Here is a 26,943-nt window from a genome sequence, read left to right on the forward strand (position 1 = left end):
CCGCTCTCCTCGCGACCCCAGTGATACCGGTCACAGCCCCCGAATCGTCGCCCGGACGTCCTGGAGCATCGACGAGTCGACCATCACCGCCACAGAGTCACCCGGTTCGAACCGCGTCTGCGGCAGGGGGACCGACATGTCTTCTCCCTCGCGCCCGTGCGCGTAGATGCGCGTCTCCCCGGGCAGGTCGACGTTCACGACCCGCTCGCCGACGACCGGCGCGCCCTCCGGGACCGAGACGCTGGCGATGGACAGTTCCTCTGTCAGCGAGGAGATGACGTTGAAGTCACCGCCGAGCAGTGCGGTCTTGGCCGCCGCCGCGCCGACGCGCTCGGGGTAGATTACCTCGTCGACCTGCCCGGAGTAGCGCTCGTAGTCCGCGTCGCTTATCTCCTGGGAGATTCGGAGCACGGTCCGACAGCCCGCCTCGCTGGCGGCCGAACACGCGGCGAGGTTGGTGTCGAGGTCGTCGGTGAGTGCGGCGACGGCGTCGGCCGTCGCCAGGTCGGCCCGTTCGAGGACCGCTTCGTCACTGCCGTCGCCCTCGACCAGTGTCAGACCGCGTTTCCTGATGGCCTCGAACTTCCCGTCGTCGTTCTCGATGACCGTGACGTCGTGGCCCGCGTCTTGCATGCGCTGGGCGGTCGGCCGGCCGACGCGCCCGAACCCGAGGATGATACACCTCATGTGCGTTGTAGAGACAGTGAGACCTAAAAATACTGGTGGCGAATCGGGTCAGGTCGCCAGCACCTGCGGCCCGTCTTCGCCGACGATGAGCCGGCGGACGTCACCGAGTTTCCTGAAGTCCGTCAGCACGACCAGCTGGTCGCCGACGTCGAGCACCTCGTCGGCCGTCGGAAGGTCGAGTGGGCCGTCACCCTTCCCGTACGCCAGCAGTCGCGCGTCGCTGGGGAGTTCGAGTTCGCTCAGGCTGTACCCGCCCATCGGCGAGGACTCCGTGACGGTGAACTCGACGATCTGGAGGCTCTGCTTGATGTCCGCGATGGCACGGATGTTCCCGCCGGAGAGGGCGTTCGTCACGACGACCGACCCCAGCCGTTCGGGGTGGATTATCTCGTCGACGTCGCTCGCGTACTGGCGATAGACCTCCTCGCCGTAGGCTTCGTCGAGTCGCATCACCGTCCGACAGCCCGCCTGCTTGGCTATCATGCACGCGGCGAAGTTGGTGTTCAGGTCGTCGGTGAGCGCCCCGACGGCGTCGGCCGCCTCGACGTCCGCCCGTTCGAGTACCTCCGCCAGCGGCCCCGTGTTCCTGACTGTGTCGAACCCCTCGTCGCCGAGCCGTTTGAGCACCTCGTCGTCCTTCTCCACGACGACGACCGTGTGACCACTGTCCCTGAGCACGCGTGCCGTCCGGAGGCCCACGCTCCCGGCACCGATAATCACGAATCGCATGCGACTTCGTACCACATGGAGCGTCAATAAGTTATCTATTCGTTCGGTCGCGTCACTCGACCTGCGGCGGCGCTTCGAGGTCCTCCAGGTCGAAGTCCTCTTCGAGCAGGAGTTCCTTCTGGTCGGCGACCTGGCGCTCCTCGCGGATTATCTGCTTGTAGTTCGACTGCTGTGAGAGGTCGCCGATGAGGACGCCACCGATGAGCTGGCCGTTCTTGAACGCGAGGCGGCGCCACTCGCTGTCGGAGTACTTGCGTTCGGCCGTCTCCTCGCCCAGCGTCGGGTGGCCGAAGGAGAGGAACGCGAAGTCGAAGTGGGAGATGGAGTACGTCGAGACCCAGCGGAACTCCTCGGCCTCGCCGTCGGCGACCATGTTCGCCCCGGCGACCGACCCCTGTTCTCTGGCGGAGCCCCACGCGCCGTTCTGTGCGCGCTCGCCGAGGATGGTGTCGTGGAACTGTGTGATGTCGCCGGCGGCGTAGACGTCCTCGTCGCTGGTCTGCATGTACTCGTCGACGACCACGCCGTTGTCCGTCTCGATGCCGCTCCCCTGAAGCCACTCCGTGTTGAAGTCGAGTCCAACGGCGATGCCACAGAAGTCGCCCTCGTAGCGGTCGCCGTTGGGGTCGACGGCGGCAGTGACGTGGCCGTCCTCGTCGGTCTCGAAGTGGTCGACGCCCGACTCGAACACCGGTTTCACGTCGTTCTCGGCGAGCGCGTCGTGGACGATCTCCGCCCCGTCCAGCGAGAGAGCGTAGCGCCACCAGCGGTTGCCCCGCATCAGGTAGTTGGCTTCGATGTCGTGAGCCGCACAGATTGCCGCGAGGTCGATGCCGAGTAGTCCCGCACCCACGACGATGCCCTTCTCCGCCTCGTCTGCGTGTTCGCGAATCTTCCGGGCGTCCTGGAAGGTCCAGAAGTGGTGGATGCCGTCGGCGTCGGAGTCCCCCACCGGGAGCTGAATCGGCGTCCCGCCCGTCGCGATGAGGAGTTTGTCGTACTCGTAGGTCTCTCCCTCGTGCGTGTGCACCTCGTGGGCGTCGGTGTCCACTCCCGTGACGTACGTGTTGAGTTCGAGGTCGATGTCGCGCTCGTCGTACCACTCGGGGTCGTGGATGGAGATGGGACCTTCCGGGAGCTTCCCCTTGGCGAACTCCTTGGTGAGAATACGATTGTACAGTGCCTCCCCCTCGTCGGTGATGACCGTCACGTCCGACTCGACGTCTTCCTGCCGGATGGTTTCCGCCGCCGAACTGCCGGCGATTCCGTCGCCGACGATTACATAGGACATGAGTATGGGGAACGCTTGCACACCCTGTCTATTGAGAATTGCCATTCAGTTCAATTCCAATTAATAAACTGGAAAATAGGTTCGTGGCGACCGGTCCGTTCCGGCTGTTCACGTACACCGGCTGCGACGCCGGCAGGAATAGTTGGTTAGAAGACATTGCCGCATGTCGTTACAAGTATAGTATTGTAACATACCTGCTGCACCGCCGAGAGGAAAGGGGGCGTCCCCGGCCGACTGCCGGACCGGCGAAATTATTATAATACCTCCTGTGGTACGTTGACGTGCCGCTTCGCGGCGGTGTGACCTGACGGTGGTAGCCCCACTCGCCAGTCACAGCGACGTCTTCACGGGAACGGTTGTTCTCGCGTGGACGTCACCCCCCACAGTGTGCATAGTCCATTCCACCCTGGTCCCCGCTTCTCACGCTGTACTACGGCAACGCTTAACACGACGATTTCCCTAGTCTGACCTGCCACCGGCCTGTGGCACCTCCGGAACGGATTCGCTTCGCGGACCGCAACTGCGAGCGACGTGCTCACACTCCCCGTTCTGGGGGTTCAGACCGCGTGGCCCGCTGCAGTCAGCCGGTGTTTTGCATCCCCGCCGCGATGCCCTTGACAGTCATCCGCAGCGTCGACTGCTCTAGTTCGCTGCGGTCGTCGTCCCGGAGCAGTTGCATCTGGAGGACGTTCAGCGGGTCGACGTGGGGGTTCCGGCGCGAGAGACTCTCCCGCAGCCAGGCGCGTTCGAGCAGGTGGTCACGCCCGGTGATACGTCTCAGGAGGTCGCAGGCGGCCTCGTACTCGGACTCGATACGCGGGAAGAACTGTTCCTGGAGGTCCTCGGTCGCCAGGTCGGCGTATCCGGCGGCGATTTCGAGGTCCGTCCGGGCCAGCGCCAGCGACGCGTTGTCGAGCGTCGTCGCGAAGAAGGGCCACTCCTCGTACATCTCCTGTAACGTCTCGATGTCGCCGCCCTCGTCGAGGTACGCCTGGAAGCCCGCGGCCAGCGAGTACCACCCCGGCAGGATACAGCGGGCCTGCGTCCAGGAGAACACCCACGGAATCGACCGGAGGTCCTCGACGGTCCGCTCGCCGGTGCGTGAGGCCGGCCGCGACCCGAGGTTGAGGTCCTCGATGACCCGGATGGGCGTCGCCTCCTCGAAGTACTCGACGAACCCGTCGGAGTCGAGCAGGTCGCGGTAAGCGTCGCGGGCCGCGTCGGCCGCGGTCTCCATCGCCGCCGTCCAGCGCTCCGGTACGTCCTCGCCGGGGTCCGATAGCGCGTTGTACCGCGCCCGCATCTGGGCGTTCAGCATCTGTTCGAGCGACCGCTCGGCGATGCGCGGGTTCGCGTACTTCTCGGAGATGGCCTCGCCCTGTTCGGTGAACTTCACCTGCCCGGTGACCGTCTCCGGTGGCAACGCGAGCAGCGCGTCGCTCATCGGGCCGCCACCGCGGGAGATGGACCCGCCGCGGCCGTGGAACAGGCGCAGTTCCACGTCGTGGGCCTCGGTGATGTCGGCGAGGCGCTTCTGGTTGACGTGGAGGCTCCAGTTGGCCGCCAGGAAGCCGTTCTCCTTGTTCGAGTCGGAGTAGCCGAGCATTATCTCCTGGACGTCCTCGCGCGCGGCGAGCGCCGCGGCGTAGGCCTCGTTCTCGAAGAGCGTCCCCATGATGCGTTTCGCACCCGAGAGGGCGTACTCCGTCTCCAGCAGCGGCACGATGTCGAGGCCGCAGTGGGTCGGCAGGTCGACGACCTCGGCCTGGTCGGCGAGAAAGAGCACTTCCAGGACGTGGCTCGGCTCCTCGCACATCGAGATGCAGTACGTGTCGATCGCCGAGACGCCGTACTCGCGTTGCCAGTCCGCGAGGTGGTCGAACCGGGTCAGCACCCGCTGGGCCGTCTCCCCGAGGTCGGCGGTGTCGGTGAGGTCGATGACCGGTTCGTCCTGGAGCACCGCCTCGGTCAGGAAGTCGACGCGCTCGGCCTCGTCCATCCCGGCGTAGTCGACGCCCACGGCCGACAGCGCGTCTTCGAGGGCGGTCGTGTGCTTCTGGCGGTGGTCACGGAGGTCCAGGCCGGCGAGCGTGAACCCGAAGGTTTCGGCCTTCCGGCGGAGCGGCGTGACGTGGGTGTCGGCGACCTCCGCGGCGTTGTTGGCGCGCAGGCTCTCCTCCAGCGCCGCCACGTCGGCGACGAACTCGTCCTCGTCGCGGTAGCCGCCTGGCAGGACGCCGGCGACGCGTGCGAGGCCGGCGCGGACGAGTTCGAGGAACTGGCGGTAGGGCTCGCCCTCGTAGCGGGTCTCGACCTCCGACGCGACCGCGGGAAGGCGCGCCTTCCGGAGTTCGAACTGCTCTGCGAGGTGGTCCTCGACGGTAATCTGGGACTGCTCCGCGCTCAGCGTCCCGACGAGGTCGCTCAGGTCGTCGCGGTACAGCGACAGCGCGACCGACCGTTGTCGGTCGAGAGTCTCCTCGGTCACCTCCGGGGTCACGTAAGGGTTCCCGTCGCGGTCGCTACCGGCCCACGACCGGAACTCGTAGAGTTGCGAGACGTCGATGTCGGCGTCGTAGTTCTCCGACAGCACCCTGTCGAGTTCGCTGTAGGTCTCGCCGATGCGGTCGTAGAGGACGTTCTCCAGGTACCACTGGACGTTCAGCGCCTCGTCGGTCACCTCCGGGCGGCGGTCACGGATGAGCGCCGTCTGCCAGAGCGTCTCCACCTCCGACTTCAGCTCCGTCAGCAGGTCCTCCTGTTCCTTCTCGGTGAGCCGGCGCTCGTCGAGCGAGCGCAGCGACCCGGCGCTTCGGCGGAGCTTCGCCTTGACCGTCTTCCGGCGTGCCTCCGTCGGGTGCGCGGTGAACGTCGGCTGGATGGAGACGTCCTCGAGGACGCGCTCCACCTCCTCGGGGTCTGCCCCGTCGGCGACGAGGCGCTGGACCGCGGCCTCGATGCTGTCGGCGAAGGTCCCCTGGTCCTGGCCGCGCCGGACGGCCCGGACCCGTTCGCGCTCTTCCGCGAGATTTGTGAGGATGAAATACGTCGTGAACGCGCGTGCGACGGTCGACTGCGTGTCGGCGTCGACGCTCGTGAGCGCCCGCGAAATCGGTTCGCGGGAGTCGTGGTCCCCTTCCCGGTACTCGGCCGCCGCCTCCCGTATCTCCTCGACGAGTTCGAAATCGGCCGCGTCCGCCTGCTCCGTGATGACCGCTTCGAGGATGTCCCCGAGCGCGCCAATGTCCTGCTCCAGTGTGCGATTGTGCAACGAAGACCGTTCCATCGCACCTACCTGCGGGGTGGACCCAGTAAAAACTATTTCAACACTTATGATATAGTGATAATTTATGACATTGTCTGAATTACGCGAAAACAATAAATTCTCACAGAATTTCCGGCCGGATTGCCGGCTCGTCAACTCCGGGTCAGTCGCCGGGCACGACCGCTTCGGTGTCGAACACGGTCGGTCGGCCGGCCCACTCGTCGAAGGAGTACGGTCCCGCGCCCATGATGAAGACGGCCGAGGCCATGCCGAACAGCGTGACGTGGGCGAGTACGGGGTCGTCCGGGAGGCCGAACAGCGTCGAGGTAAAGAGGACGAACGCCACCGCGGCGTTGGCACGGGTGAGGAAGCCGACGACGAGCGCCGCCCCGACGGCCATCTCCATGAGGCCGGCACCGACCACCCACATGCCCGGGTCGACCGGCACCACCCGCGTCAGGCCGTACTTCTCGACGACGGCGAGTGACCGCGCCGGGTCACCGAGTTTCTGCGTGAGTCCCAGGTAGATGAACCCGACGCCCAGGCCCACGCGAAGGGCGGTCGGCACGTACCGGCGGAAGCGTGTGCTCGCCTCGTCCAGGTACGCCTTGAGGTGGTGGACGGGGTCGACGCGCCCGTACAGCGTCCCCTCCGTGCTGGCGACCTGCTGGAGCATGTGGTCGGCGCTGGGCCGACCCCCTCCGAGGACCATCAGCGCCAGGAATCCCGGCAGGAACTCGACGGCGAGGATGGCCCGGGGCTGTGCGACCAGCGTCAGCAGGTACGCCGCGAGTCCGACGGTGCTGACGATGCGGGTCAACATCCCAAAGAGCGTGAAAAAGCCCAGCCCGATGAGCAACAACCGCAGGAAGGGGCGGGCGGTGGTGTCGAACGGCACCGCCGGCGAGAACAGGTAGCCGGCGAAGCCCGCCCCGACCAGCGGGAGGCCGACGCTGAGCCGCAGCATCCACGGGATGAGGTCGTCGTACCCGGCGAGGGTCTCACGGAGCACGACGACGTCTTCGACCTTCGGTCGCACGACGAAGTACGCCCCGAGCACTGCGCCCAGGCCGACGGCGCCACCGCCGAGCAACAGGAGGTTCGTCGGATCGGACACTGTCTCGACGAGGAAGGCGACGGGGTCCAGCGACTGTCCCGACTCCTCGGTCACGTAGTCGACGTGTGCCTGCACTGGCGCGACACCCAGTACCGCCACCACCCCCGCGGCCAGCGTTGCCACAACAGCCGGTCGGGACCTGTAAACCATATACTCACACACGACTGTTCGCTAATAATCCTTGTGTGTCGGTACCGTGGGTCGCGATTCTTGTCAGTGACCGAATTTTTAAGTAGTGGACGCGGGTACATCGGCACGCGCCGGCCGGCAGCGACGCGACCGGCGCTGGGATAGCCTCGTACGCCAATCGAAACCAGTTAGCTCGTCGGGCGGAGGAACGCCACCTCCACCTTCACTTGCGTGGGTATCCGGCGGCCTCGACCGGCCGCCACCCAGCAGAACGCCATCAGGGGGCGTCCTGCGGGCAATTTTTGTTACCACTCGTGCACAGCTTCCACCGTCTCCTCGGAGACGCCTCTCCGCCGATGGACAGGTCCGCACAGTCGAGGGAACGCTGCGATACGTCGTACAGGCGCACTCCGATACCCGCGCCGTCGCTGCAGGGACAGGTCACGAGCGAGTTGCACGCTGTCTCACAGCGGGGCCACCGGAGGCTGCAACCCACACAAAGAACGGAGACGCGGTGTCTTCATCGACAGGCACGGCCGAGATAACCCGGCTCAGCTCTGTCTCCGACGCATCGCCGAGAGGGTCGTTCGTCGCTCGCCCGTCCCGGTGACAGTCGTCAAGTGAAACCGCGGAACGCGGTCAGGCCGGCTCGAAGACGACGAGTCGCTCGCCTTCCGTCTCGTTTTCGCCGACGCCGATGGTGACCTCCTGACCGATGTCGACGTCCTCGTGGTCCATGCCGCGGACCTGGCCGGTGATGCGGACGGGACCGAACTGTGCGACGGCGACGACGAAGGGTGCGTCGTCGGCGAAGGACGGCCCGGCGACGTTCGTAATCGTCGACGTCAGAATCTCGCCCGTCTCCGGGAGCGGCTCCTCCGTGAGGTCGCGCTCGCCGGTTTCGGGGTCCATCTGTCGGGGCGGGAGCCAGCCGTTGCCGCTGGGACTCTCCAGGTAGTACGGTTCACCCTCCTCGACGGCGTCGAGGAAGTCGTCGTAGCCGTTGTCGCGAACTCTGTCGTCGTCGCTCATGCTATCACCTCCAGGACGTTCACGACACAACTCGCGACGGTGCCACCGGCGTTGTGGGTGAGGCCGATTTCGGCGTCGGAGACTGCGTCGCTGTTGACGTGGTCGCCGCGCAGGAGTTTCGTCAACTCGGAAATCTGCGCGCCGCCGGTTGCGCCGACGGGGTGACCTTTGGCTTTCAGACCGCCGGAGAGGTTGACCGGCAACTCGCCGTCGATGGTCGTCTCGCCGTTAGTGGCCGCTTTGATACCTTCGCCCTGCTCGTAGAAGCCCAGCGCTTCGATAGCCAGCACTTCCGCGATTGTGAAGCAGTCGTGGACCTCCGCGACGTCGACGTCGTCCGGGCCGATGCCCGCGTCCGCGTAGGCCTGCTCCGCCGCGCGTTCTGCGGCGGGTGCGCGGGACATGGAGACGCGGTCCTGGAGCGCGAGGCGGTCGCCGTTCTGCCCTGTGCCAGTGATTGCCACCTCCGGCCCGAGGCCGTGGTCGTCGGCGTAGTCCTCGCTGACGAGCAGTGCGGCGCTACCGCCGTCGCTCATCGGCGAGCAGTCGAACAGCCCGAACGGCGAACAGACCGTCGGCGCCTCCAGCACTTTCTCGACGTCTATCTCCATCTGGAACTGTGCGAGGGGGTTTTCGACGGCGTTGTCGTGGTTCTTGACGGCGATGTTGGCGAGGTCCTCGCGGGAGCCGCCGTGTTCGTGGAAGTAGCGGTTGGCCATCAGCGAATAGGCCCCGGGGAAGGTCACCCCGGCTTTGACCTCCCACAGCGCGTCCGCAGCGGCTGCCAGTCCCGCGGTTCCGTCCGCAGTCGAGAGGTTGGTCATGCGCTCGGCACCGCCGACGAGGACGACGTCGACGTCGCCGTTGCGGATGCGGTTGACGCCGTGGCGCACGGCGGCCCCGCTGGATGCGCAGGCGCTCTCGATGCGCGTGGCGGGGGCAGTGACACCGGCAGCGTCTGCGGCGAGCGGGCCGGAGTGGCCCTGCTGCTCCGCGATTTCGCCCATGAAGTTACCGTAGTACACCTCGTCGACGTCGTCCGGTGCGATACCGGCGTCGTCGTATGCCTTGCCGGCGGCTTCGGCGAACATCTCGCGGGCGGTGCGCTCGCCGCTCTTGCCGAACTTCGTCATGCCGACGCCGGCGATTGGTACCCGTGTCATTTCACCACTCCATCCCGCCGTTGATGCCGAGAATCTGTCCTGTCATGTAACTAGACTGCTTCTGTGCGATGAACGTGACCATGCTGACGATGTCCTCGACCTCGGCGAAGCGGTCGAGCGGAATCCGTTCGAGAATCCCCTCCTTGACGCGGTCGGGGACATCGGCGAGCATGTCGGTCTTCACGAAGCCCGGTGCCACGCAGTTCGCCGTCGAACCCTCGTGTGCGAGTTCGAGCGCGATAGTCCGGGTGAAGCCGAACAGACCGGACTTGGTGGTGGCGTAGTTGGCCTGGCCGTAGTTGCCCTGCTGGCCGACGACGCTGGAGATGTTGATGAGTCGGCCCTCGTGGGCTTGCCGAATGTCTTCGAAGCACACTTTCGTGCAGTTGAAGACGCCGCCGAGGTTGACCTGCATGACGCGGTCCCAGTCCTCGCGGGTCATGTTCTCGAACTTCTTGTCGACGGTGATACCCGCGTTGTTGACGAGTACGTCGATGTTACCGAAGGCGTCGTGCACCTCCTCGTACATCCCCTCGACTTCGTCTATCTTCGCCACGTCCGCCTGGACGGGGACGGCGGTGCCGCCCGCGTCTTCGATGTAATCGACGACTTCGTACGCCTCTTCCTCCGAACTGCGATAGTTCACGGCGACGTCTGCGCCGTGTTCGCCGAGTTCTTCGGCGATGCCACGCCCGATACCTTTGGACGCACCGGTTACCAGGCACGTCCTGTTCTCTAGGGACATCTTTGTAGACCTCACAATAACGGCTATTGTCTGCTCTCATAATTCTTGCCCTGATTTTGACAGGCACGATTCCGACCTTGACGAGTCCCCCGGCGGACACTCCGACGTGGGACCCTTCTGAACTGGCCAGAACTGGCGAATTCCCGTGCAGTGTGGTCTTTCGCCCATTCTCTCCTTCGTGAGAAATACTGGTATGGCTGGAAATCCGGGAAATTACTAATTAATCCTACTGCTTGGGAGGATAGACAACTATCCAATCTATCCACAGTCCTGAAAGACGTAGCCTCTCTATCATCGGTCAAGGAGGAGCACCTGCGAGATATCCTCCGTCGAGTGAGCGAATACGATCTGCTCTGTCAAACTATACTTGTACACCAAACTATGGCAGATTATCTTCTCTTTGCCACATATACATTCTACTGGCTCATCTCGAAGGATTCGCTGAGTTGGGAGATTTCGACGTGTCCGTAGGAATCGGTTTTACTATCGACGAGATTCGAGCTGTTCGGAGGCGGGAATGACGAGTTGTATGGTACGAAATATTGGAATCAGATAATACTATACAATCCATTAGTATCCCCTCACTGTAAGTTCGCCTTGCTCCGTCCGCCGGGGTCCGTTCTCGTCGGATCGAACACTCTGCAGGGCTGGGGTCGGGACGGTCCGGCTCCGTGGTGAGCGGGTTCGACGGGCCGGGCAGTGAGCTACTTTGACGTTTCCCCCGGACGTAGCGGGCACCGAGGACGAACAGATGCTCTCCATCGACGGCGCAACCGGGGGCGGACAGATTCTCCGGACAGCGCTCACTCTCGCGGCGGTCACAGACACGCCGTTTCGCATCGAGAACATCCGGGGGGAACGGCCGGAGCCGGGGCTGGGCGCACAGCACCTCGCCGCGGTCGACCTCGCTGCGGACCTCTGTGACGCGACTGTCGAGGGAGCGGAACGCGGGGCGGAGTCGCTCACGTTCGAACCCGGCGAGGAGCGACAGACGTCGCTGTCGGTCGCGGTCGGAACTGCGGGGAGCCTGACGCTTCTGTTCGATGCGGTGCTCCCCGTCGCAGCGGTCATCGACGACCCGCTCCGGGTGACTGCGACCGGTGGAACCGACGTGAAGTGGTCGCCGACGATGGCGTACTTCCGGCGGGTGAAGCTCCCGCTCCTGGCCCGGTTCGGGCTGGACGCCGCGGTCACGCTCGACCGGACGGGGTTCTATCCGGCCGGCGGCGGCGAGGCGACGCTGACGGCCGGACCGTCGTCGCTGTCACCGCTCGCCCTCGATTCGCGCGGGACCCTCGACCGCGTCGACGTCTACTCGAAAGCCTCCGAGAGCCTCGAAGAGCGTGACGTGGCCGACAGACAGGCCGACCAGGCGACGGACCGGCTGACGGCGGCAGGCTTCTCCGTGGGCGAACCGACCGTCGAGTACGTCCCCGCGCACTCGCCGGGGTCGGCGCTGCTGGTGGCGGGGGTCTACGAGGACACGGTGGCCGGTGGGGACGCGCTTGGCGAACCCGGCCGCACCTCCGAGGCGGTCGCGGACAGCGCAGTCGACCGCTTCCTCGACTTCCACGACGGCGACGCGGCGGTGGACGAGCACATGGCCGACCAGGTGCTGGTGTATCTCGCGCTCGCCGGTGGCCGCGTCCGGATTCCGGCCGTCACCGACCACGTCGAGACGAACCTCGCCGTCCTGTCGGCCTTCGACAGCGACCTGTCACTCGAACGCGAGGGCGACGGTGCCGTCGTCGAGGCGTCTCCTCACCCCAGTCTCCGGTAGCACAGCCGCAGGACCGCTGCCGAGCCGACAATGGCTCTGGTCGCGTCCCGCCGAGGCGGCGGGCGTCCGGGTCCGGCATGGAACGGACGGAAAGTGTGTGGTTCGCCCCTCTGTCACACGGTACGGAGTAACACAATCAATTTGTAGCAGACAGTGCGAAATCAACCCATGTCCGTTGACGAACTGCAGGAGTACGGTCTGGAGCGGATGAACGACGAGCAGATTCGGGAGTTCCTCGGCTCGCAATCGACGGGCGTGCTCGGCCTGCCGGCGGAGGAGGTGCCCTACATGATTCCGATGTCCTACGCAGCCGACGGGGACTCCAGTATCTATTTCACCTACCTGCTGGGGCCATCGAGCAACAAGGAGGCGCTCAGTCAGCAGGGAGACCGCGCCCGATTTCTCGTCTACAGCGTCGAGACGATGTTCAACTGGCGCAGCGTGCTCCTGGCCGGCCCGCTCTCCGAGGTTCCGGAGGAGGAGTGGTCGGATCTCGAAGACGTCCTGACGAACGCCTGGCGGCCGGAGCTGTTCAAGAACGCCGGAACCGGCGGCAACGTCAAAGTCTACGAACTGGAGATACAGGCCCGCGACGGCATCCGGCACACCGGGCTGGCACGCGGCTTCCAGGAGAGCATCGACTACTGACGTTTCCGGCGGTCTCGCCACCTCCCCACTCCGGTGTACTGGAACGAGTGAGAGGGTTGGGTGAGGCCGAGTCACTTTGACGCTCGAACGTGTAGAGAGACGCAGATGACGTCCCACGACCACGGACCCGAACCCGGGGCGGGTGACCGGAGCGTCCGGAAACTCGGACTGGTCGCCGTCATCAATCTGTTCGGGTTCGTCGTCGAACTGGTCGGGGGCCTGCTCTTTGGCTCCGTGGCACTCATCGGGGACGCCTTCCACATGCTCTTCGACGCGCTCGCCTACGTCATCGCGCTCGGGGCGACCCTCGTCGCACGGCGCTCGAATCCGGGCGGCCGGTGGTCCTACGGCCTGTATCGCGTCGAACCGTTCGCCGCCTTTCTCAACGGCCTCCTCCTCGTTCCGATGGTCGGCTACCTCCTGTTCGAGTCCTACCGGCGGTACCTCTCGCCGGTCGAGGTCGACACCACGATGACGCTCGTGCTGGCGACTGGCGGCCTCCTCGTCAACGTCGGGTCCGTCCTGGTCCTGCAGGGCGGCGAGATGAGCCTGAACGAGCGGGGCGCGTTCTACCACCTGCTGGGCGACGCCGGCGCGTCGGTCGCCGTCATCGTCTCGACGCTGGTCATCAGGTTCACCGGCGTCGTCGCAGTCGACCCGGCGACGGCAGTGGTCATCGCGGGCCTTATCGTCTGGTCGGCGCTGGTCCTCCTGCGGGAGAGCGGCGCGATATTCTTCCAGCAAAGCCCCGTCGACCCGGCGGCTGTACGGACCGCGCTCGCGGACCTCGACGCCGTCGACTCGGTGGAGGACCTCCACGTCTGGTCGCTCTCCAGCCAGATATCCGTCGCATCCGTGTTCGTGACGGACGCGACGACGTCGCTCGACGAGCGGGACGCTCTCGTCGGCCGGGTACACGAGGTCCTCGAATCCGAGTTCGGCATCACACATGCGACGGTCGAGGTCGTCAGCGAGCGACACGAACACCGACTGGCGTGAGCGTCAGCCCCCCTCTGGAGCACTCGTCGCTGTTCGTCGGTCGGGTCAAAAAAGTCGAGTCGGGAGCCGGTGCGACTCGGGAGCACACCGAGCGGTGAGGACTGCCGAATAGTCCGACGTTACTCCTCTTCTTCCTCTTCGCTGTCCTCGTCGTCAGTCGGCGTTTCAGTCTCCTCCTCCTCTTCTTCGTCTTCGGTCTCCTCCTCTTCGTCGAACGGCGTTTCAGTTTCTTCCTCGTCGAACGGCGTTTCAGTTTCTTCCTCGTCGAACGGGGTTTCGGTCTCCTCCTCTTCCTCGAACGGCGTTGCAGTCTCCTCTTCACCGAACGGCGTTTCAGTGTCTTCTTCTTCGAACGGCGTTGCAGTCTCCTCGTCTTCAGACGGGGTTTCGGTCTCCTCCTCTTCGAACGGCGTTGCAGTCTCCTCTTCGGTGACCGTTCCGGTCACTCCGGGGAATTGCCACTCCCAGATAGCGTCCTGAATCGGCGTCACCTGGACGGGGGCTTCATCGCCGGACGCGTTCCCGAGACCGATTGCGTACGCGGTGTAGGCCGATTCGTCGTCGAGGTCGAACGTCGTGCTGAACAGCGTCGTGCCGTCGTCCGCCCGGCGAACCTGCAGCGTCTGGTCGCCTTCCGGAACCGTCAGGTAATCGCCCACTTCACCGTACGCAACGTCTTCGTAGATAACCTCGGTGAGGTTATCGGCGGACAGGTCCACGCGCACGATATCGACCGCGGGCACGTCAGGCGACAGGTGCGCAAACCTCAGAACCGAGAAATTTCCACCCGATTCCAGTGCGTTGTCGAGCGTGGACGTCACCTGAAGGCCGGCGTCGCCATTCTCGCCAAGCGTCCCGCTGGCGGTGAACGTCGCCGCTATACGGGGATTCAGACTGGCCTCCTGGCTCAAGACGGTCTCTCCGGACCCGGAATCAGTAATCTCTAGTTGAACCGGACCGCTGTCGACTGCCACGTAGTCGGTGGCGTTGCTGAACTCGACACCCGTCGCAACGGTCTCACCGTTGACGGAGACGTCGACGGGGCCCGCGTCCGCGACGGCGTGCAGGACACGGAGATACGCCTGATTCTGGTCGGGATTGCCGTCAACTCCCGGCGGTGCCTGCTGGGCGACTATCGAACCGTCATCGACCGCGACTGCCCCTGCGAACGTCGTTCCCACCAGCGCGAAGCCCGTGACGACTGTGAGGGCAATCACGAGCCTTGCAAGATTCGTTCTAGTTTTGCGATGCATTGCAGTTGTTCAAACGGTGAACGACAGCCATTGTTATTCGCAACAATCACGTTCGCCGCGAAAGTAGCGCGAACTTGGAGAAAAAGTAACCCAATCTTTCACGGAAGTAGTCCGAACGATTCTGTGAGTTCGGCTCTCGGGACGGACGGCGTGACGCTCGCCGCAGCCACGCCCTGTTGCGGTCAGAAAGCCGAACGTACCCGGACAGTTCTGTCGGATACTGGACTAGTTATCGACTGGTCCGGCCGACAGAATCCCTGTGATAGCTACTTGCGCTACGGTTACCACAGGATACATGCTGGTTGCCGAGGCTGCAGCGACGGTCGGGACCCCGTGGAACCCGCCACATCCCTGGCCGAACTGGACGACCCACGACCAGACCTCCTTCCTGGGCGCCTCGATTGTGACTGCACGAGTGGCTTCGTCACTCGGTTCGGGCAGTGTCTTCTCTCCCGGTAGCTCTCACCTCACCTCCCCGCTTGTGATTTTCGTCACACCTGGTCCCCCGTTGTCTCCGACCGACGGTACCGGGAGTCAAGAGGTATGGTCCTGCTGACGTAGTAACACGTATGAACGACAGTGGCGAGCGCATCGAGCGCCTCTCACCTCGCCGACGGGGGACGGTCGATTACATGCGGACGGCGGGCCAGCGAAGCAACGTCCACGGACTCGTCGAGGTCGACGTCACCGAGGCGCGACGGCGTCTCCGAACCATCGACGAGAGGACCGGGGAGCGACTCTCGTTTACGGCATTTCTCGCCTTCTGTCTCGCCCACGCCATCGACGACCACCCCGACATCAACGCCTACCGGGATTGGCGTGGTCGCGTGCACGTCTTCGACGACGTCGACGTGAACGTCCTCGTCGAGACGACGGTCCGGAACGAACGAATTGGCGTCCCTCACGTTCTCCGCGGGGCCAACGAACGGTCACTGCGCTCGCTTCACGACGAGATTCGAGCGGCCCAGGAGTCTCCGGACCCGACGGAACTCTCGCGGTGGGGACGGACGGCCCTCCGACTCCCCGGATTCGCTCGGCGTCTCGTCTGGCGACTCCCGCAGTGGTTTCCACAGCGCTGGAAATCCATGGCGGGAACTGTCGCTATCACTTCTGTGGGGATGTTTGGCGATGGCGGGGGATGGGCGGTCAGCCCCACGAACTACACCCTGCAGTTGACCGTCGGCGGTATCAGCACAAAACCGCGATTCGTCGACGGGGAGGTCAGGTCCCGGGAACTGCTCGCTCTGACAGTCACGTTTGACCACGACGTCGTCGACGGTGCGCCCGCGACCCGCTTCGTTCGACGGCTGGTGGAACTCATCGAAGACGCCCACGGGTTACACCCGGAGGAGGAACCGTAATCGACTCGCAACTGCAGGCATCGACTCGACCGTCGAATGAGAGTGGTTAGTTTGAATACACTTCGTGCGCTGTGTTAGTGCAACGGAACATGCTCCCCGCTGACCCCCTTTCTTCGGCTCAGCCGCCTGTCCAGTCCGAAGATTACGAGTCTCGTTCCTCGCGGCGCGACGTGCTTGCAGTTCTCGGAACCGCAGCCACAGGTGCCGTCGCCGGCTGCAACGCGTTGGAGGACAGCTCAGACCCAGAGCCGTTTCACGACGGGGACTGGCACTCGTACGGCAATAGTCCGCAGAACGCGAGCCACGTCGAAGGCGGCGTCCCAGCGCCGGACGAGCACACACAAATCCTCCCCGCACAGTGGCAGTACGCGCCACCCGTCGTCTACGAGGATATCGTCTATTTCGCCGCTGACCGGCAGGTCACTGCTGTTACGCCCGACGGCGCTGAACAGTGGTCACGACGACTCGAAACACCGGTCTCCGGAGCGCCGGCTTTGGACCCCACCAGGGGTCGTCTGTACGTCCCGACGCGAATCCGTCGACCGTCGAGCGAGCCGGCGCAGGGGTCCGCAGCCATGACTATCCTCGCACTCTCTGACGGCGAAGTTGTCGACACGTACCGCGTTGGCGACCGCCGGACGTACGGCGCGACTGTGGTTTCGGGGGACGTGTACGCCCGCAGCGCCACGGCGTGTGTCAGACTCGGACCCGACGGAACTGAACGGTGGCGACAGCCGCTCGAAGCGCTCAGCTACGAGGAGTACAGACTCGGTGACGATACCGCGACGCAGGTCGCGCCCGCTGTCACCGACGACGGCGTGTACGTCCCCGACTACGACTCGCTGGTGAAACTCGACCCCGCGAGCGGGGAGGAACGCTGGCGTGTCCCCGTCGATACACCGTATGCCGCATCGGTTGTCGGTGACAGCATTGTGCAGACCGGCTGGCAAGAGACCGTCGCTGTCGAACCCTCTGGCGACGTCCGCTGGCGGCGCGACCTCTCTAGTCGTGCAGCCGCAGCGGTCGCCGCCGACGGCGACGTCTACGTCGTCGCAGGTGACCTCCACGAACTCGACGCCGAGACCGGCGAGACGAACTGGCAGGCTCACGTCCCGACTGAGAACACGGCAGCACCGGTTGTGACCGACGAGAACGTCCTCGTCGAGTGTGAAGACCTCCGCGCCTTCCGTAGAGAGGCTAATGGTCTGCTGGGGCCGGAGCGCGAGCGCTGGCGGGTATCGTCAGTCCAGGGAGCGACGCTTTCCTCACCAGTCATCGCAGCCGGTCGCGCGTTCATTGTCGGCGCCACGGGACTGGTTGCGCTCCGGTCTACCGAGAACGCGTGAGAACGGACTCCGGACCCGCGACTGGAGGTCTACGCTTTCCCGTGAGTTATTCTCGCGGCCCCGGGAGCGTGTCTGAACAGGCTGCTCGCTCCCGAATTGAGAGCGCGCCGCTTTCCGCCTCGATATCGAGTCTCAGGAGCGGGCTCTCTCCCGCTCTACAATCGATTTCGGTACCTCCGACTGTCCAGTCGCGGTCCCCGACAGCCGCTCGGACGAGAATCGTCGCCTGGGGTGGGACTGCTGGACGCTCGACCGTCGTGTAGGTGGTCGTCGGGGCCGAGTCCTCGGCACCGGCGACGTACAGTTTCTGTGAGAAGAAGACGCTCTCCTCAGACGAGAGTTCGACGCGAACGCGTCGAGTTGTCTGCGAATGGTTGACGATGCCAAGTCTGAACCCCTCTCCGTTCGCGAGTGCGCCCGAACAGCCTGCGAGACAGTCGCTGAAACGATTCCAAGGATGCGCGACACCACCGTCCGACGCGGCACGGCCATAGGTAGTGTTATCTATCAATAGTATTCAATATGGGGTGTCGCCAGCTGAACTCGCTATTCGCTCCGCCGCATCGAACCGTCAGCCGAGTACAGAATTGGGGCGGCCACGCTCACTCCATCACGGATGTCCCGTCGAGGAGGTCCTCCCGTAGGCGGTCCACCACTGGTTTCACCGCGTTCGCGAAGTGGTAGGCACCCACGAATGCAGCGACGAGGCGCACCACCTCGCGCTCGTTGGGAGGGTCGCGCCGTTTCGGGGCCTGAAAATCCCGAACTTCCCACTGGAGTCGATTCCAGGCAGGCAGCGAAAGCAGTGCTGCCAGACGCGTCGGTTCGACTGACTGGGCCTCTTCGACGGCTGCGATGGCCTGGTCACGGTACTCTCGCACCTCTTCGATCGTTTCTGGCATTCCGTACTTGCCTGACTGAATAGCGTCGACGACCTGTGAGAGCGCGAGTATCATCACCAGTGCGTGACCGCCACGGACGGTCGCCCGCGCGTAGTTGCGACGTATCCGAGCTTCTCGAGCCTCCCTGATGCGCCTCTCTGTCCAGGCCTGAACGTCGTAGAACACTTGTTCGGCGGGCAGGCCATCTATCTTGCGCTCGAAGTCATCGGCTCCGGCGTCATCGCCAAGGTACAATTCGACTTGCCGACGGGTTACCGGGATTAGATACCGAAACTGATCGGCCATCACCGAGAGCGTATCCTGATAGCTCGTGAGTGTCGAAGCCGCCTCGCGGTGGGCCTCGCGCAGCCCCGTGAGGTCGTCGAGCAGCGCTCGTCCCTCTTCGAGTCCGCCAGCCAGGCGTCCAGTGTCCAGAGGGTTCATCCGGGCGTTGCTCGGAACTGGCTCACCCAGGTCGACCGAGTGCCAACAGTCGGTCCGCATGTCCTCGAGATGATACGCCGTGGCAAGCGCATCCAGTGTGTTGCGACCGGGGGACTGCCAGGCGCTCTCGAAGGCACGCAGGTCCTGCCGGAGTCGGTCATGACGGCGTGTGAGTGTGGCCGTGTCCAGAGTCCCAGTTGCCGCATCGTAGGCGGCCCGGACCTCCGCAGCATCGGAGCGGATCGACCGCCACTCGTCAAGACGCTGTAGGGAACCTGGCTCGTCTGGTCCGTTCTCGATCTCGGAGAGGGTGTCCGTCCGCATCTCGCCGAGTTCGGTACTGAGTCCTTCGTTCGCGAATCCAGGCTCGCGAGGCACACCATTCAGGAGTTCCCTGGCGCGACGTCGGTGACGTGTCGCCAGCGTCTCCGGCACGGGTGCAGAATACGTCTCCGGCGGGTCTGGCATGTCCTGCACTACTGACCGCGACAACGTCGCCGGGTCGAAGCCGAGTTCTGGGTCACGCTCACCGACAATCGGCAGCGAGGAACACCCAGCCAGGGTCGTCAGACTCGCTGCGCTCCCGGCGAGAAATTGCCGGCGCGTGAGCCTATTCATCCTCTCCCTCCGTGGGCGTCTCCGGGAAAATCGGATACGGTGGGGCGCGACACTCGTCGTGCCACGATGTCCCGCGACCACTGATGCCGTCCCCCGAGAAGGGCAAGCGGACAGCCACCGCGACGGTATCGTAGGCCTCGGTCTCACAGGTGGTCTCGGGGGAGCGAAACGGCCGACAAAACGACAGCTCGTAGCTATCCGGTCCACGCGCGACATCGTACAGACGGAACTCGCGACACTGGGCAACAGTGGCCATCAGGAGGGCGACAGAGCGCTCTGCAAAGTCAGTCGCCTCGATGAATGCCTGGAGTCGGTCACCGGCGCTGTTTCCGGGTGCGAACGTCACGCTCGCAAGCTCGTCAGTCGTTGTGACGTACGTGTGGGCGTTAGAGATGACTTCCGCCTTGCTGTAGGGTGTCTGCCGGGATTGCTCGCCAGAACCGGTTTGCGGGGTCTGCTCTTCGGTCCAGAAGATGGGACGTGCATCTCTGTCGCGTACTTTCTCGCTTTCGTATTCTTCAACTGGACGAAGGTCTTCCACGTTCGGAGTTTCTTCCGCGAAGCGGTTCTCTTCGCGACAGCCGGCGACTGCAACGGCCACCCCAGCGGCAATTGCACGGAGTGCTTGGCGACGCGACCAGCCGACCATTGAATAAATATCATTCAGAAAGACAATTGAAACTTACGCTCGACGCGACATACTGGCCAGATTACAGCACGAGCGAGGAGACGGCCCCAGCCAGAGCAACGGCACCGCAGGGCATGATTTATAATGGGAACGTACCAGCTGACCTACTCTGGCGCTGGATTGGTATCGGAACTGGAGTCCGAATAGTTGAACGCCCACAGCGTGAGGACGAACCCGGCAAACAAACTGCCGCCGCCGATCAAGAGCGGCAAGAGAGTATTTACTCGGGTCATAAATGTGAGCAGCTCCGCCCCGGTGATCATCAGCCCGACACCTGCAATCAGGAGCTTGAACTCGAATAGTGTTGCTTGATCCATATGTGTCTACTCGAGCTAATTTCGTATAAATTCTGCCTCAACAACAATTCTGCAGTTGTCCTCCACATCGGAAGTCTCGACAGTCACAAGTTTCTTAGCCACTTCGCGTGAGATAATTGTCATGTCTGGGTGGTCTCCCCCCTCGATTCCCCGGCAGTGGCTCGTGATTATCGGCGTGCTGTACGTCCCGCTTCTCGCATATTCTCTGGTCGTCGTCCAAGAAGTCGTCGTAGTTGGGCTGTTCCCTGCATTTATCCTCGTCTCTTTGTATCTCCTCTGGCGGTTCCTTTCGGCGGTCGAAGCCATTGCCGATGCTTTGCAACGAATCGCACGCCAACGGGAACAGGAGTGAGTGTCTTCTCGACCGAAGGTATTCCCTCAGGTCGTATCTGTCTACATCATGCGCTGGCGCTCCGTAGAATTGTTCTTCCTCGTTGCCTTCGCCCTCCTGTTTCTCGTGACCGGTGCGTTTCGACCGGCCCAAACTAACGACGTTACTGCGGGATATGGCCGACACCGAGTGGCAGTCGCAGGCATCATCGCGATATTTGCTTGCGGGGTGTTCTTCTACAGAAGCCTCGATTCCTGAGTGGGCTCCAATGCACTGGACAACCAATTTGCGGTGGTTCCGCGCGTTCGGTGGGACGCTACCTGTTGGTGATGGGACGTATTCGGAAGGCTCCCGCTCGTGGTGATACTCGGACCGGGGCAGTGTGTCTGTCTCCGCGGGATACTCGCCGTGCCACGAGAGTAGTTAATTATTCAACCATATGTTCCTTGGCGCTTCCCGGGGATAGTTTCTCGCGGGTGTCGCACCCCCCGCTGACGCATCCAAGAGAGGCCCTCCAACCACTATCTTTCGTTGAGCGGAGAGCAACTGTGTTCACGCTCGGGAGCTATCGCTGATAGTTCCCACTGGTTCGAGCAAGTATCTGTCGACGCATCGTTTATTGGTACAGCAGAAGGTCGATGAAACATGAATCGTCGGTGTTTTCTCAGCGTCGCCGGCTTTGCCGTTGTCGGTACCGCTGGCTGTCTAGATGCTACTACAACAGCGACCAGCGACGGTGTGGCCGCAACCGACTTCGAGGTACGTGGTGACGACCAGATGTCGGTCGAGGCTGACCCGAGAGTCACGTTCCAGTCCAGGGCCAATCGGGTGACTGTGAGGGGAGCGATGTACGCGGGGAATCTCTGTACCGTTGCGACGCTACAATCGGTGAGTTTCCAGCCAGCAGCGGACCACCTGACACTGACTATCGGTACGAAACGAACAGGAGACGTTCTCAAACGGATTTTCGGCTGTCCCGACTCACTGGGAGTCGCCGACTTCACGGTCACCGTTAGGATGGAGTCGACGCTTCCCCGGAGTGTGACTGTCACAGAACTCCCCGCCGGTGGAGAAAAGCAGACGACCACCGTCAGGCGGAACTCTCCGTGACGCGGCCGTTCCAGAGACAGTCAGTGTCTCTCGTTTCATACCCTGCGGGCGAGGGGGGTGTGTGGACTGCCTAAGGACACTGTGGGGCGAGAGCGAGACAGTTCACCAACAGGTTCTAATCGGCAGCCGGAGAAACACCGGATATGTCTTCCCCGGAGGGACCTCCTGCACAGAAACAGGCTGTCATAGCGGCCCTTCAGTGGGGATTCGTCCAGGCGTTCGTTCTCGATACACTCGGTCGGTTCTTGCGAAACTATTACCGGGCAACGACAGATGCGTTCTTTCCGCCCGACTGGGTGACCTCGATTCAGTTCGCCGCTCCACTGGGCCTCGTTATCGGCGGAATCGGGGGCTACCGCTGGGTGACCAGCGGGCGAGGAACGACGTCCGTCTCGGCTCACCGCAACCGCGTCGTCTTCCTTGGCTCGCTCCTTGCTGGCTGGACACTCGCTATTGTGCCGACACTGGCGTTCCAATGGGTGCTCGGCGATGGGCTGTTTACGGTGCCGTATTTCCTCCTCCCGACGCTCGTAGCGGTCCTCGTCTTGCTCGGCTCGTATCTGCTCGCGTATCGAGTCGACGCGACGTGGTATCGTCATCGTCGCAACCGACTCCTGGGCGCAGTCAAAGGCGCGTTCGTTGGCCTGCTGCTGGGGTTCATCGGATTTATCGGGTATGGTGGGTATCTCGCGGCAACACAGACCGAGTACAGCCTCGATGGCGGCCCGGGAATCCTCGGGGCCGTCTGTCTCGGGGCGCTCGCCGGGTACCTGGTGACCGAGACAGAACGTGAGGGTGACCGGTCTGCAGAGTTTGTCCTCCTTCTGGTGCTGTCGCTTCTCGCTTCCAGTCTCCTCGTGGCCCTCAGCACGGCAGCACTGGGGGCAGTCGAGGTGTCTCCCTTCGGAGTGACGTCATCGTTTTTCCTGCTGCTCGTCTCGCTCGTCCTCTCGCTCGGAGTGGCCAGTTACCTTGTATATCGGGTCCAGACGACAGTCTACCAGCGCATTATCGGTTGACAGTAGCTGTGTGTCCGCCGGACGGTCCGAGCAGGCTGTCCAGATGGGCACTCCAAGTACGCGACACGGATGAGTGGACTTTCCTCAAAAACAATCTTTGCGACCGCAAAGGGGGGCAAAACCGAACTCCGCTACCGCCGAGCTTGTAACTAGACGTCCAGTGTTTCGCGTTCAGAAACACGCCACCGACATCGGCAGCACACCCGTCACATCCCGACTCGTGCCTTTCGAAAACAGTGAACCGATAGCGCTCACCAACTTCTCACGTGTGTCGGTCGCGGCCGGATTCCATCCCCGAGCGCATAAACGCCGCCAGGATGCGACCGATGCTCGAGTCGCCAGTCCAGAGCGCTTCTTCCTCGACGGGTGCGTCGTCCGTTTCGGCGGCGAGGAGCACGGTTCGGTCGTCGACCATCAACGCCCGTCCGGCGAAGTCTGCGGGATTGTCTTCAGACATGACGAAGACAGTCACTGGGTCGTCAGCGAACAGGTCGTCAAGCGAACGGTCGGCAGTCACGACGGTGACGTCAGCACCGCTGGTGCTCACATCCCGGAGTGCGTCCGCGATATCTGCGGTCGTCGCTCTGGCCGTCGGTGAGACGAAGACAACGGTGTGTTCTGCCGACCGAACCAGCGTCGTGATCCGGTCGTCGATGGGCCGTCGACCACGGAGCGTCGAGACGTCCTGTCCCTCGGCGTAATCAGTCTCCGTTGCGCGGATCGATTCGAGGCGGTCGAAGGCGCGTGAGGTTTCCCGTTCGAGGCGCTTTGTCAGGAGAGCACGAGCCGTCGATAGCTCGACCGGTCGGTACGCCTTCGGTGAGGACTGGACGACTTCGACGAGGCCACTGTCTGCCAGACTGTCGGCCGCGCCGTACACCTGCGACCGGGGGACCTCCGAGAGTTCACTTATCTCCTGGGAGGTGCCGCTGCCGAGTTGCTGGAGGGCGACGAACACCTGCGCCTCGTAGTTCGACAGCCCGAGCGTCCGCAGTGCTTGGACCACCTCGCGCTCACTCATCGTCTATCCCTCGTTGCTTTGGACTTCGTCTCATTATCCTCTGCGATTCCGGAACGGCTGATATCGGGGCCGAGATAGATATAGTAGAAATCTACAAACACTTAAGTTGTGCTGGTAAAGAGGACTGTACAACGAGGGTTCACAGGTGCATGAGAACGATACTGGAGAGCGCTGTCTCGCCGGCCAATCGCCACTGCGCGGGAGAGGCGGTGCTGAGAGATGACCGGGAAGCTTTCGCGATGGTACGCACGACAGATTTCGACACATAGCAAACTCGTCATCGTCGCTGTCGTGGTGCTCACGGCGGTCGTCGCGGCAGGGACGACACTCGGCGGCGCGGGCCAGGCGGACATCGGCGGTTTCGCAGTCGAGTCCGAAGAGACTGCTGCACAGGACTTCGTCCAGCAGAACTACCGGCCCGACGACGGTGTCGTTGCCCAACTCGTCGTCCGCAACGAAACCGGCGACGTCCTCACCCGTGACTCACTGCTTGCGGGCCTGTACCTCCAGGAACAGGTGCGCGAAAACGAGACGCTCAACGCGACACTGGACGGTTCAGGCTTCGTCGGCATCGAAAATATCGTTGCGACAGCGGCCGTCTACGAGGACGCACAACGGCCACCGACTGGCCAACCCTCGCTATCGACACAGATCGAGGCCCTCGAATCACGGGACAGCGAGGAAGTCGAACAACTACTCGCGGACGTTCTCGCTCCCGACAGCCAGGCACTGGGCCAACAAGACCCCTACGAGTTCCTCCCGCGGGGCTACCAGCCCGGAGCGACGACTGCGTCGGCACGGCTGACGCTCGTCGCACAGGTCGATACCAGCGGAGAGGACGAGAATCCACAGGCAGCCTACAACGCACAGGTGGCCATTGACCGGCTGGTTCAGGAGCGGTTCGACGATGCATTCGTGTTCGGGCAGGGAATCCAAGACGACGCTTCCTCACGCGCGACGGGCGACAGTTTCGCGATTATCACACCGTTCGCGCTCGTCCTTATCGTACTGGTTCTCGGCGTCACGTACCGTGATCTGCTGGACATCCTGCTCGCATTCTCCGGCATCGCCATCGTGCTGCTGTGGCTCGCGGGTCTCATGGGATGGCTCGCAATCCCGATGAACGTCATCCTCATTTCCGTCCCGTTCTTGTTGATCGGCCTGAGCATCGACTACGCGCTCCACGTCGTGATGCGATACCGCGAGGCACGCAATGGAAATCTCGGAGAGGGCGAGGGCGATGATGCGACTCCGAATCGCTCGATCCGCACCGCAATGGCGCTTGGCTTTGGAAGCGTCGTGCTGGCGCTCGTCGCCGCAACCGTCTCGACCGCCGTTGGATTCCTCTCGAACGTCGTGAGTCCACTCCCGGCGATTCAAGACTTTGCAGTGCTCAGTGCGGGTGGTATTGTCGCCACGTTCGTCGCTTTCGGTGTCTTCCTCCCGGCACTGAAAATCGAGGTGGACGGAGTCATCGAGAACCGGCTTGGCTGGAGTCGTCGGAAGCCCGCCTTCGGTGTCGACAGCGGCCGTGCAAACACGGTGCTCAAGCGCCTCGCCGGGCTCACAACCCGCGCCCCGGTCGCCATCGTTGTCGTTGCACTGCTGCTGGCCTCGACGGGTGCCTATGGCGCGTCCACCATCGACACGGAGTTCAACCAGGCCGACTTCCTTCCGGAGGACGCCCCTGGCTGGGCACAGTACCTGCCGGGCGGACTGGCACCGGACACCTACACGATTGCCGAGGACTTTGACTATCTCAGCAATAACTTTCAGCTACGCGGGGGTGGCGGCCAGTCACAGGTCCTGTTACGCGGCGCGGTCACAGACCCCGCAACCCTCCGCGCGCTCGACGACGGGGGTGACGGTATCGAGGCGGGGAGTTCCATCCAGCGCCGGCCCGACGGACGGGCGGCTATCGATGGGCCACACACGGCGATTCGAGATGCCTCGGCCGACAACGAGACGTTCGCAAGGCTAGTCGCAGACAACGACGCGGACGGTGACGGACTGCCCGATACGAACGTATCGGGGGTGTACAGCGCGCTGTTCGCCGCCGACCAGCAAGCCGCTGCCCAGGTTCTCACTCGCGCTGAGAACGGAACGGTCACCTCGGCGCGGGCGTTGCTCTCGGTCAGGAGTAGCCAGTCAGCACAGACGATTGCAGCCGATACCCGCGCGTATGCCGACCGGATAGAACGCAATGCGTCCGGTGTCAGTGCGGTCGCGACGGGTGGCACAGTCACGACTGCGGTCCTTCAGGACGCACTGCTCGAAACGCTGGTCGAAGCGTTTGCGGTGACGCTCGTCGTCATCCTCGTCTTTCTGACAGCGCTGTTTTGGGCACGCTACCGGTCGCTCTCTCTCGGGGTGGTGGTACTCGTGCCGGTTGTCGTCTCGCTGGCGTGGCTGCTCGGCTCGATGTCGCTGTTGGGCATTGCGTTCAACAGCGAAACCGCTGTCATCACAAGTCTCGCAATCGGTCTCGGCGTCGACTACAGCATCCATGCTGGCGAACGGTTCGTCGCCGAGCGCAACAAGCGCGATACCCTCGATACAGCAGTCCGCGCCATGATTACCGGGACTGGCGGGACGCTGCTTGCTAGTGCTGCCACGACAGCCGCCGCCTTCGGCGTCCTCGCGTTCGCACTTTCGCCCCCGCTCCAGCGATTCGGTATCGTGACCGGCCTGGCGATTCTGTTCGCGTTCGTCGCCGTCGTGACGATGCTCCCCGGGCTGCTCGTCCTTCGGGAACGAGTCCTCGCGCGCTGAGGACCACGCGCATCGGGACGCAAACCACTCTCTGTCCGTATTCTGACGGAGCCTGTCGAGGTCGTCGTCCTCGTCGTCGTTCTCCGGCTTGCTCGGAACCGTGGCGACGATTCGTTATCTCACCCAGAGCGACGGTGCCGGTGCCGGCTTCGAGTTTGCCCGACTGGTCCACGCTGTGGCACAATCTTGCGAGCAGG

Annotated in this window: 22 protein-coding genes; 9 read left to right on the forward strand and 13 right to left on the reverse strand. The window is 63.5% G+C overall.

All coding sequences use genetic code 11. The features are described 5' to 3' along the window. Positions 1–30: 30 nt before the first annotated feature. The 8 genes from WDJ57_RS19055 to WDJ57_RS19090 all read right to left on the reverse strand — a co-directional run bounded on the left by WDJ57_RS19055 (position 31) and on the right by WDJ57_RS19090 (position 10,158). Positions 31–687: a TrkA family potassium uptake protein gene (locus WDJ57_RS19055; protein WP_338902562.1), complete on the reverse strand. Its 657-nt coding sequence runs from the start codon at positions 685–687 to the stop codon at positions 31–33. A 48-nt stretch (positions 688–735) separates the two neighbouring features. Further along, positions 736–1,416 carry a potassium channel family protein gene (locus tag WDJ57_RS19060; protein WP_338902563.1) on the reverse strand — a complete coding sequence of 227 codons (681 nt, stop codon included), beginning with the start codon at positions 1,414–1,416 and terminating at the stop codon, positions 736–738. A gap of 52 nt (positions 1,417–1,468) precedes the next feature. Then, on the reverse strand, positions 1,469–2,707 hold the full coding sequence (locus WDJ57_RS19065; RefSeq protein ID WP_380630223.1) for an NAD(P)/FAD-dependent oxidoreductase: 1,239 nt from the start codon (positions 2,705–2,707) through the stop codon (positions 1,469–1,471). A gap of 580 nt (positions 2,708–3,287) precedes the next feature. Beyond that, positions 3,288–5,993 (reverse strand): phosphoenolpyruvate carboxylase, encoded by a 2,706-nt coding sequence (ppc, locus tag WDJ57_RS19070; protein ID WP_338902564.1) that lies wholly within the window; start codon positions 5,991–5,993, stop codon positions 3,288–3,290. A 142-nt stretch (positions 5,994–6,135) separates the two neighbouring features. Further along, positions 6,136–7,239, reverse strand: coding sequence for a DoxX family protein (locus WDJ57_RS19075; protein WP_338902565.1), 1,104 nt, complete (start codon positions 7,237–7,239; stop codon positions 6,136–6,138). A gap of 618 nt (positions 7,240–7,857) precedes the next feature. Further along, positions 7,858–8,250 (reverse strand): Zn-ribbon domain-containing OB-fold protein, encoded by a 393-nt coding sequence (locus WDJ57_RS19080; RefSeq protein ID WP_338902566.1) that lies wholly within the window; start codon positions 8,248–8,250, stop codon positions 7,858–7,860. Next, positions 8,247–9,413, reverse strand: a complete 1,167-nt coding sequence (locus WDJ57_RS19085) for a thiolase domain-containing protein (protein ID WP_338902567.1) — start codon at positions 9,411–9,413, stop codon at positions 8,247–8,249. The genes WDJ57_RS19080 and WDJ57_RS19085 overlap by 4 nt, the downstream gene beginning before the upstream one ends. Position 9,414: 1 nt before the next feature. After that, positions 9,415–10,158, reverse strand: coding sequence for a beta-ketoacyl-ACP reductase (locus WDJ57_RS19090; protein WP_338902568.1), 744 nt, complete (start codon positions 10,156–10,158; stop codon positions 9,415–9,417). Between the two features lie 751 nt (positions 10,159–10,909). On the opposite strand from WDJ57_RS19090, the gene rtcA reads away from it, so the two are divergent. The 3 genes from rtcA to WDJ57_RS19105 all read left to right on the forward strand — a co-directional run bounded on the left by rtcA (position 10,910) and on the right by WDJ57_RS19105 (position 13,585). Then, positions 10,910–11,938 carry an RNA 3'-terminal phosphate cyclase gene (gene rtcA, locus WDJ57_RS19095; protein ID WP_338902569.1) on the forward strand — a complete coding sequence of 343 codons (1,029 nt, stop codon included), beginning with the start codon at positions 10,910–10,912 and terminating at the stop codon, positions 11,936–11,938. A gap of 168 nt (positions 11,939–12,106) precedes the next feature. Then, on the forward strand, positions 12,107–12,586 hold the full coding sequence (locus WDJ57_RS19100; RefSeq protein WP_338902570.1) for a pyridoxamine 5'-phosphate oxidase family protein: 480 nt from the start codon (positions 12,107–12,109) through the stop codon (positions 12,584–12,586). A 105-nt stretch (positions 12,587–12,691) separates the two neighbouring features. Next, on the forward strand, positions 12,692–13,585 hold the full coding sequence (locus WDJ57_RS19105) for a cation diffusion facilitator family transporter (protein ID WP_338902571.1): 894 nt from the start codon (positions 12,692–12,694) through the stop codon (positions 13,583–13,585). Positions 13,586–13,704: 119 nt separating this feature from the next. On the opposite strand, the gene WDJ57_RS19110 is transcribed toward WDJ57_RS19105, so the two are convergent. Further along, positions 13,705–14,802, reverse strand: coding sequence for a DUF4397 domain-containing protein (locus WDJ57_RS19110; RefSeq protein ID WP_338902573.1), 1,098 nt, complete (start codon positions 14,800–14,802; stop codon positions 13,705–13,707). A 605-nt stretch (positions 14,803–15,407) separates the two neighbouring features. Here WDJ57_RS19110 and WDJ57_RS19115 point away from each other — a divergent pair. Further along, the gene (locus tag WDJ57_RS19115) at positions 15,408–16,199 is read left to right on the forward strand and encodes a 2-oxo acid dehydrogenase subunit E2 (RefSeq protein ID WP_338902574.1); all 792 of its coding nucleotides are present in this window, start codon (positions 15,408–15,410) and stop codon (positions 16,197–16,199) included. Positions 16,200–16,369: 170 nt separating this feature from the next. Further along, a complete protein-coding gene (locus tag WDJ57_RS19120) occupies positions 16,370–17,545 on the forward strand; it encodes a PQQ-binding-like beta-propeller repeat protein (protein WP_338902575.1) in 1,176 nt (391 codons plus the stop codon). Positions 17,546–18,147: 602 nt separating this feature from the next. On the opposite strand, the gene WDJ57_RS19125 is transcribed toward WDJ57_RS19120, so the two are convergent. The 3 genes from WDJ57_RS19125 to WDJ57_RS19135 all read right to left on the reverse strand — a co-directional run bounded on the left by WDJ57_RS19125 (position 18,148) and on the right by WDJ57_RS19135 (position 20,493). Continuing rightward, positions 18,148–19,488 (reverse strand): hypothetical protein, encoded by a 1,341-nt coding sequence (locus WDJ57_RS19125; protein WP_338902577.1) that lies wholly within the window; start codon positions 19,486–19,488, stop codon positions 18,148–18,150. Further along, positions 19,481–20,137, reverse strand: a complete 657-nt coding sequence (locus WDJ57_RS19130; protein ID WP_338902578.1) for a hypothetical protein — start codon at positions 20,135–20,137, stop codon at positions 19,481–19,483. The genes WDJ57_RS19125 and WDJ57_RS19130 overlap by 8 nt, the downstream gene beginning before the upstream one ends. A 143-nt stretch (positions 20,138–20,280) precedes the next feature. Then, positions 20,281–20,493 (reverse strand): hypothetical protein, encoded by a 213-nt coding sequence (locus WDJ57_RS19135; protein WP_338902579.1) that lies wholly within the window; start codon positions 20,491–20,493, stop codon positions 20,281–20,283. Between the two features lie 121 nt (positions 20,494–20,614). Between WDJ57_RS19135 and WDJ57_RS19140 the strand changes: the two genes are divergently transcribed. From WDJ57_RS19140 to WDJ57_RS19150, 3 genes are all read left to right on the forward strand, one after another. After that, complete coding sequence (locus tag WDJ57_RS19140) at positions 20,615–20,845, forward strand: hypothetical protein (RefSeq protein WP_338902580.1); 231 nt, start codon at positions 20,615–20,617, stop codon at positions 20,843–20,845. 717 nt (positions 20,846–21,562) lie between these two features. Then, entirely contained in the window at positions 21,563–21,934 is a 372-nt protein-coding gene (locus WDJ57_RS19145; protein WP_338902581.1) for a hypothetical protein, read from the forward strand. A 143-nt stretch (positions 21,935–22,077) separates the two neighbouring features. After that, on the forward strand, positions 22,078–22,953 hold the full coding sequence (locus WDJ57_RS19150; RefSeq protein WP_338902582.1) for a hypothetical protein: 876 nt from the start codon (positions 22,078–22,080) through the stop codon (positions 22,951–22,953). A gap of 262 nt (positions 22,954–23,215) precedes the next feature. Here WDJ57_RS19150 and WDJ57_RS19155 read toward each other — a convergent pair whose 3' ends face one another. Next, complete coding sequence (locus tag WDJ57_RS19155) at positions 23,216–23,974, reverse strand: TrmB family transcriptional regulator (RefSeq protein ID WP_338902583.1); 759 nt, start codon at positions 23,972–23,974, stop codon at positions 23,216–23,218. Between the two features lie 219 nt (positions 23,975–24,193). On the opposite strand from WDJ57_RS19155, the gene WDJ57_RS19160 reads away from it, so the two are divergent. After that, positions 24,194–26,746 carry an efflux RND transporter permease subunit gene (locus WDJ57_RS19160; RefSeq protein ID WP_338902584.1) on the forward strand — a complete coding sequence of 851 codons (2,553 nt, stop codon included), beginning with the start codon at positions 24,194–24,196 and terminating at the stop codon, positions 26,744–26,746. Positions 26,747–26,943: the final 197 nt, after the last annotated feature.

The sequence above is a fragment of the Salinibaculum sp. SYNS191 genome, assembly GCF_037338445.1.
GTDB lineage: Archaea > Halobacteriota > Halobacteria > Halobacteriales > Haloarculaceae > Salinibaculum > Salinibaculum marinum.

Bases quoted from the DNA above. Each gene is read 5' to 3' on its own strand.
- WDJ57_RS19135 (WP_338902579.1), bottom strand. From the start codon at position 20,493: ATGGATCAAGCAACACTATTCGAGTTCAAGCTCCTGATTGCAGGTGTC.
- WDJ57_RS19115 (WP_338902574.1), top strand. From the start codon at position 15,408: ATGAACGACAGTGGCGAGCGCATCGAGCGCCTCTCACCTCGCCGACGG.
- WDJ57_RS19075 (WP_338902565.1), bottom strand. From the start codon at position 7,239: ATGGTTTACAGGTCCCGACCGGCTGTTGTGGCAACGCTGGCCGCGGGG.
- WDJ57_RS19055 (WP_338902562.1), bottom strand. From the start codon at position 687: ATGAGGTGTATCATCCTCGGGTTCGGGCGCGTCGGCCGGCCGACCGCC.
- WDJ57_RS19130 (WP_338902578.1), bottom strand. From the start codon at position 20,137: ATGGTCGGCTGGTCGCGTCGCCAAGCACTCCGTGCAATTGCCGCTGGG.
- WDJ57_RS19160 (WP_338902584.1), top strand. From the start codon at position 24,194: ATGACCGGGAAGCTTTCGCGATGGTACGCACGACAGATTTCGACACAT.
- ppc (WP_338902564.1), bottom strand. From the start codon at position 5,993: ATGGAACGGTCTTCGTTGCACAATCGCACACTGGAGCAGGACATTGGC.
- WDJ57_RS19155 (WP_338902583.1), bottom strand. From the start codon at position 23,974: ATGAGTGAGCGCGAGGTGGTCCAAGCACTGCGGACGCTCGGGCTGTCG.
- WDJ57_RS19150 (WP_338902582.1), top strand. From the start codon at position 22,078: ATGTCTTCCCCGGAGGGACCTCCTGCACAGAAACAGGCTGTCATAGCG.
- WDJ57_RS19140 (WP_338902580.1), top strand. From the start codon at position 20,615: ATGTCTGGGTGGTCTCCCCCCTCGATTCCCCGGCAGTGGCTCGTGATT.
- WDJ57_RS19100 (WP_338902570.1), top strand. From the start codon at position 12,107: ATGTCCGTTGACGAACTGCAGGAGTACGGTCTGGAGCGGATGAACGAC.
- WDJ57_RS19090 (WP_338902568.1), bottom strand. From the start codon at position 10,158: ATGTCCCTAGAGAACAGGACGTGCCTGGTAACCGGTGCGTCCAAAGGT.
- WDJ57_RS19085 (WP_338902567.1), bottom strand. From the start codon at position 9,413: ATGACACGGGTACCAATCGCCGGCGTCGGCATGACGAAGTTCGGCAAG.
- WDJ57_RS19125 (WP_338902577.1), bottom strand. From the start codon at position 19,488: ATGAATAGGCTCACGCGCCGGCAATTTCTCGCCGGGAGCGCAGCGAGT.
- WDJ57_RS19065 (WP_380630223.1), bottom strand. From the start codon at position 2,707: ATGTCCTATGTAATCGTCGGCGACGGAATCGCCGGCAGTTCGGCGGCG.
- WDJ57_RS19080 (WP_338902566.1), bottom strand. From the start codon at position 8,250: ATGAGCGACGACGACAGAGTTCGCGACAACGGCTACGACGACTTCCTC.
- rtcA (WP_338902569.1), top strand. From the start codon at position 10,910: ATGCTCTCCATCGACGGCGCAACCGGGGGCGGACAGATTCTCCGGACA.
- WDJ57_RS19060 (WP_338902563.1), bottom strand. From the start codon at position 1,416: ATGCGATTCGTGATTATCGGTGCCGGGAGCGTGGGCCTCCGGACGGCA.
- WDJ57_RS19105 (WP_338902571.1), top strand. From the start codon at position 12,692: ATGACGTCCCACGACCACGGACCCGAACCCGGGGCGGGTGACCGGAGC.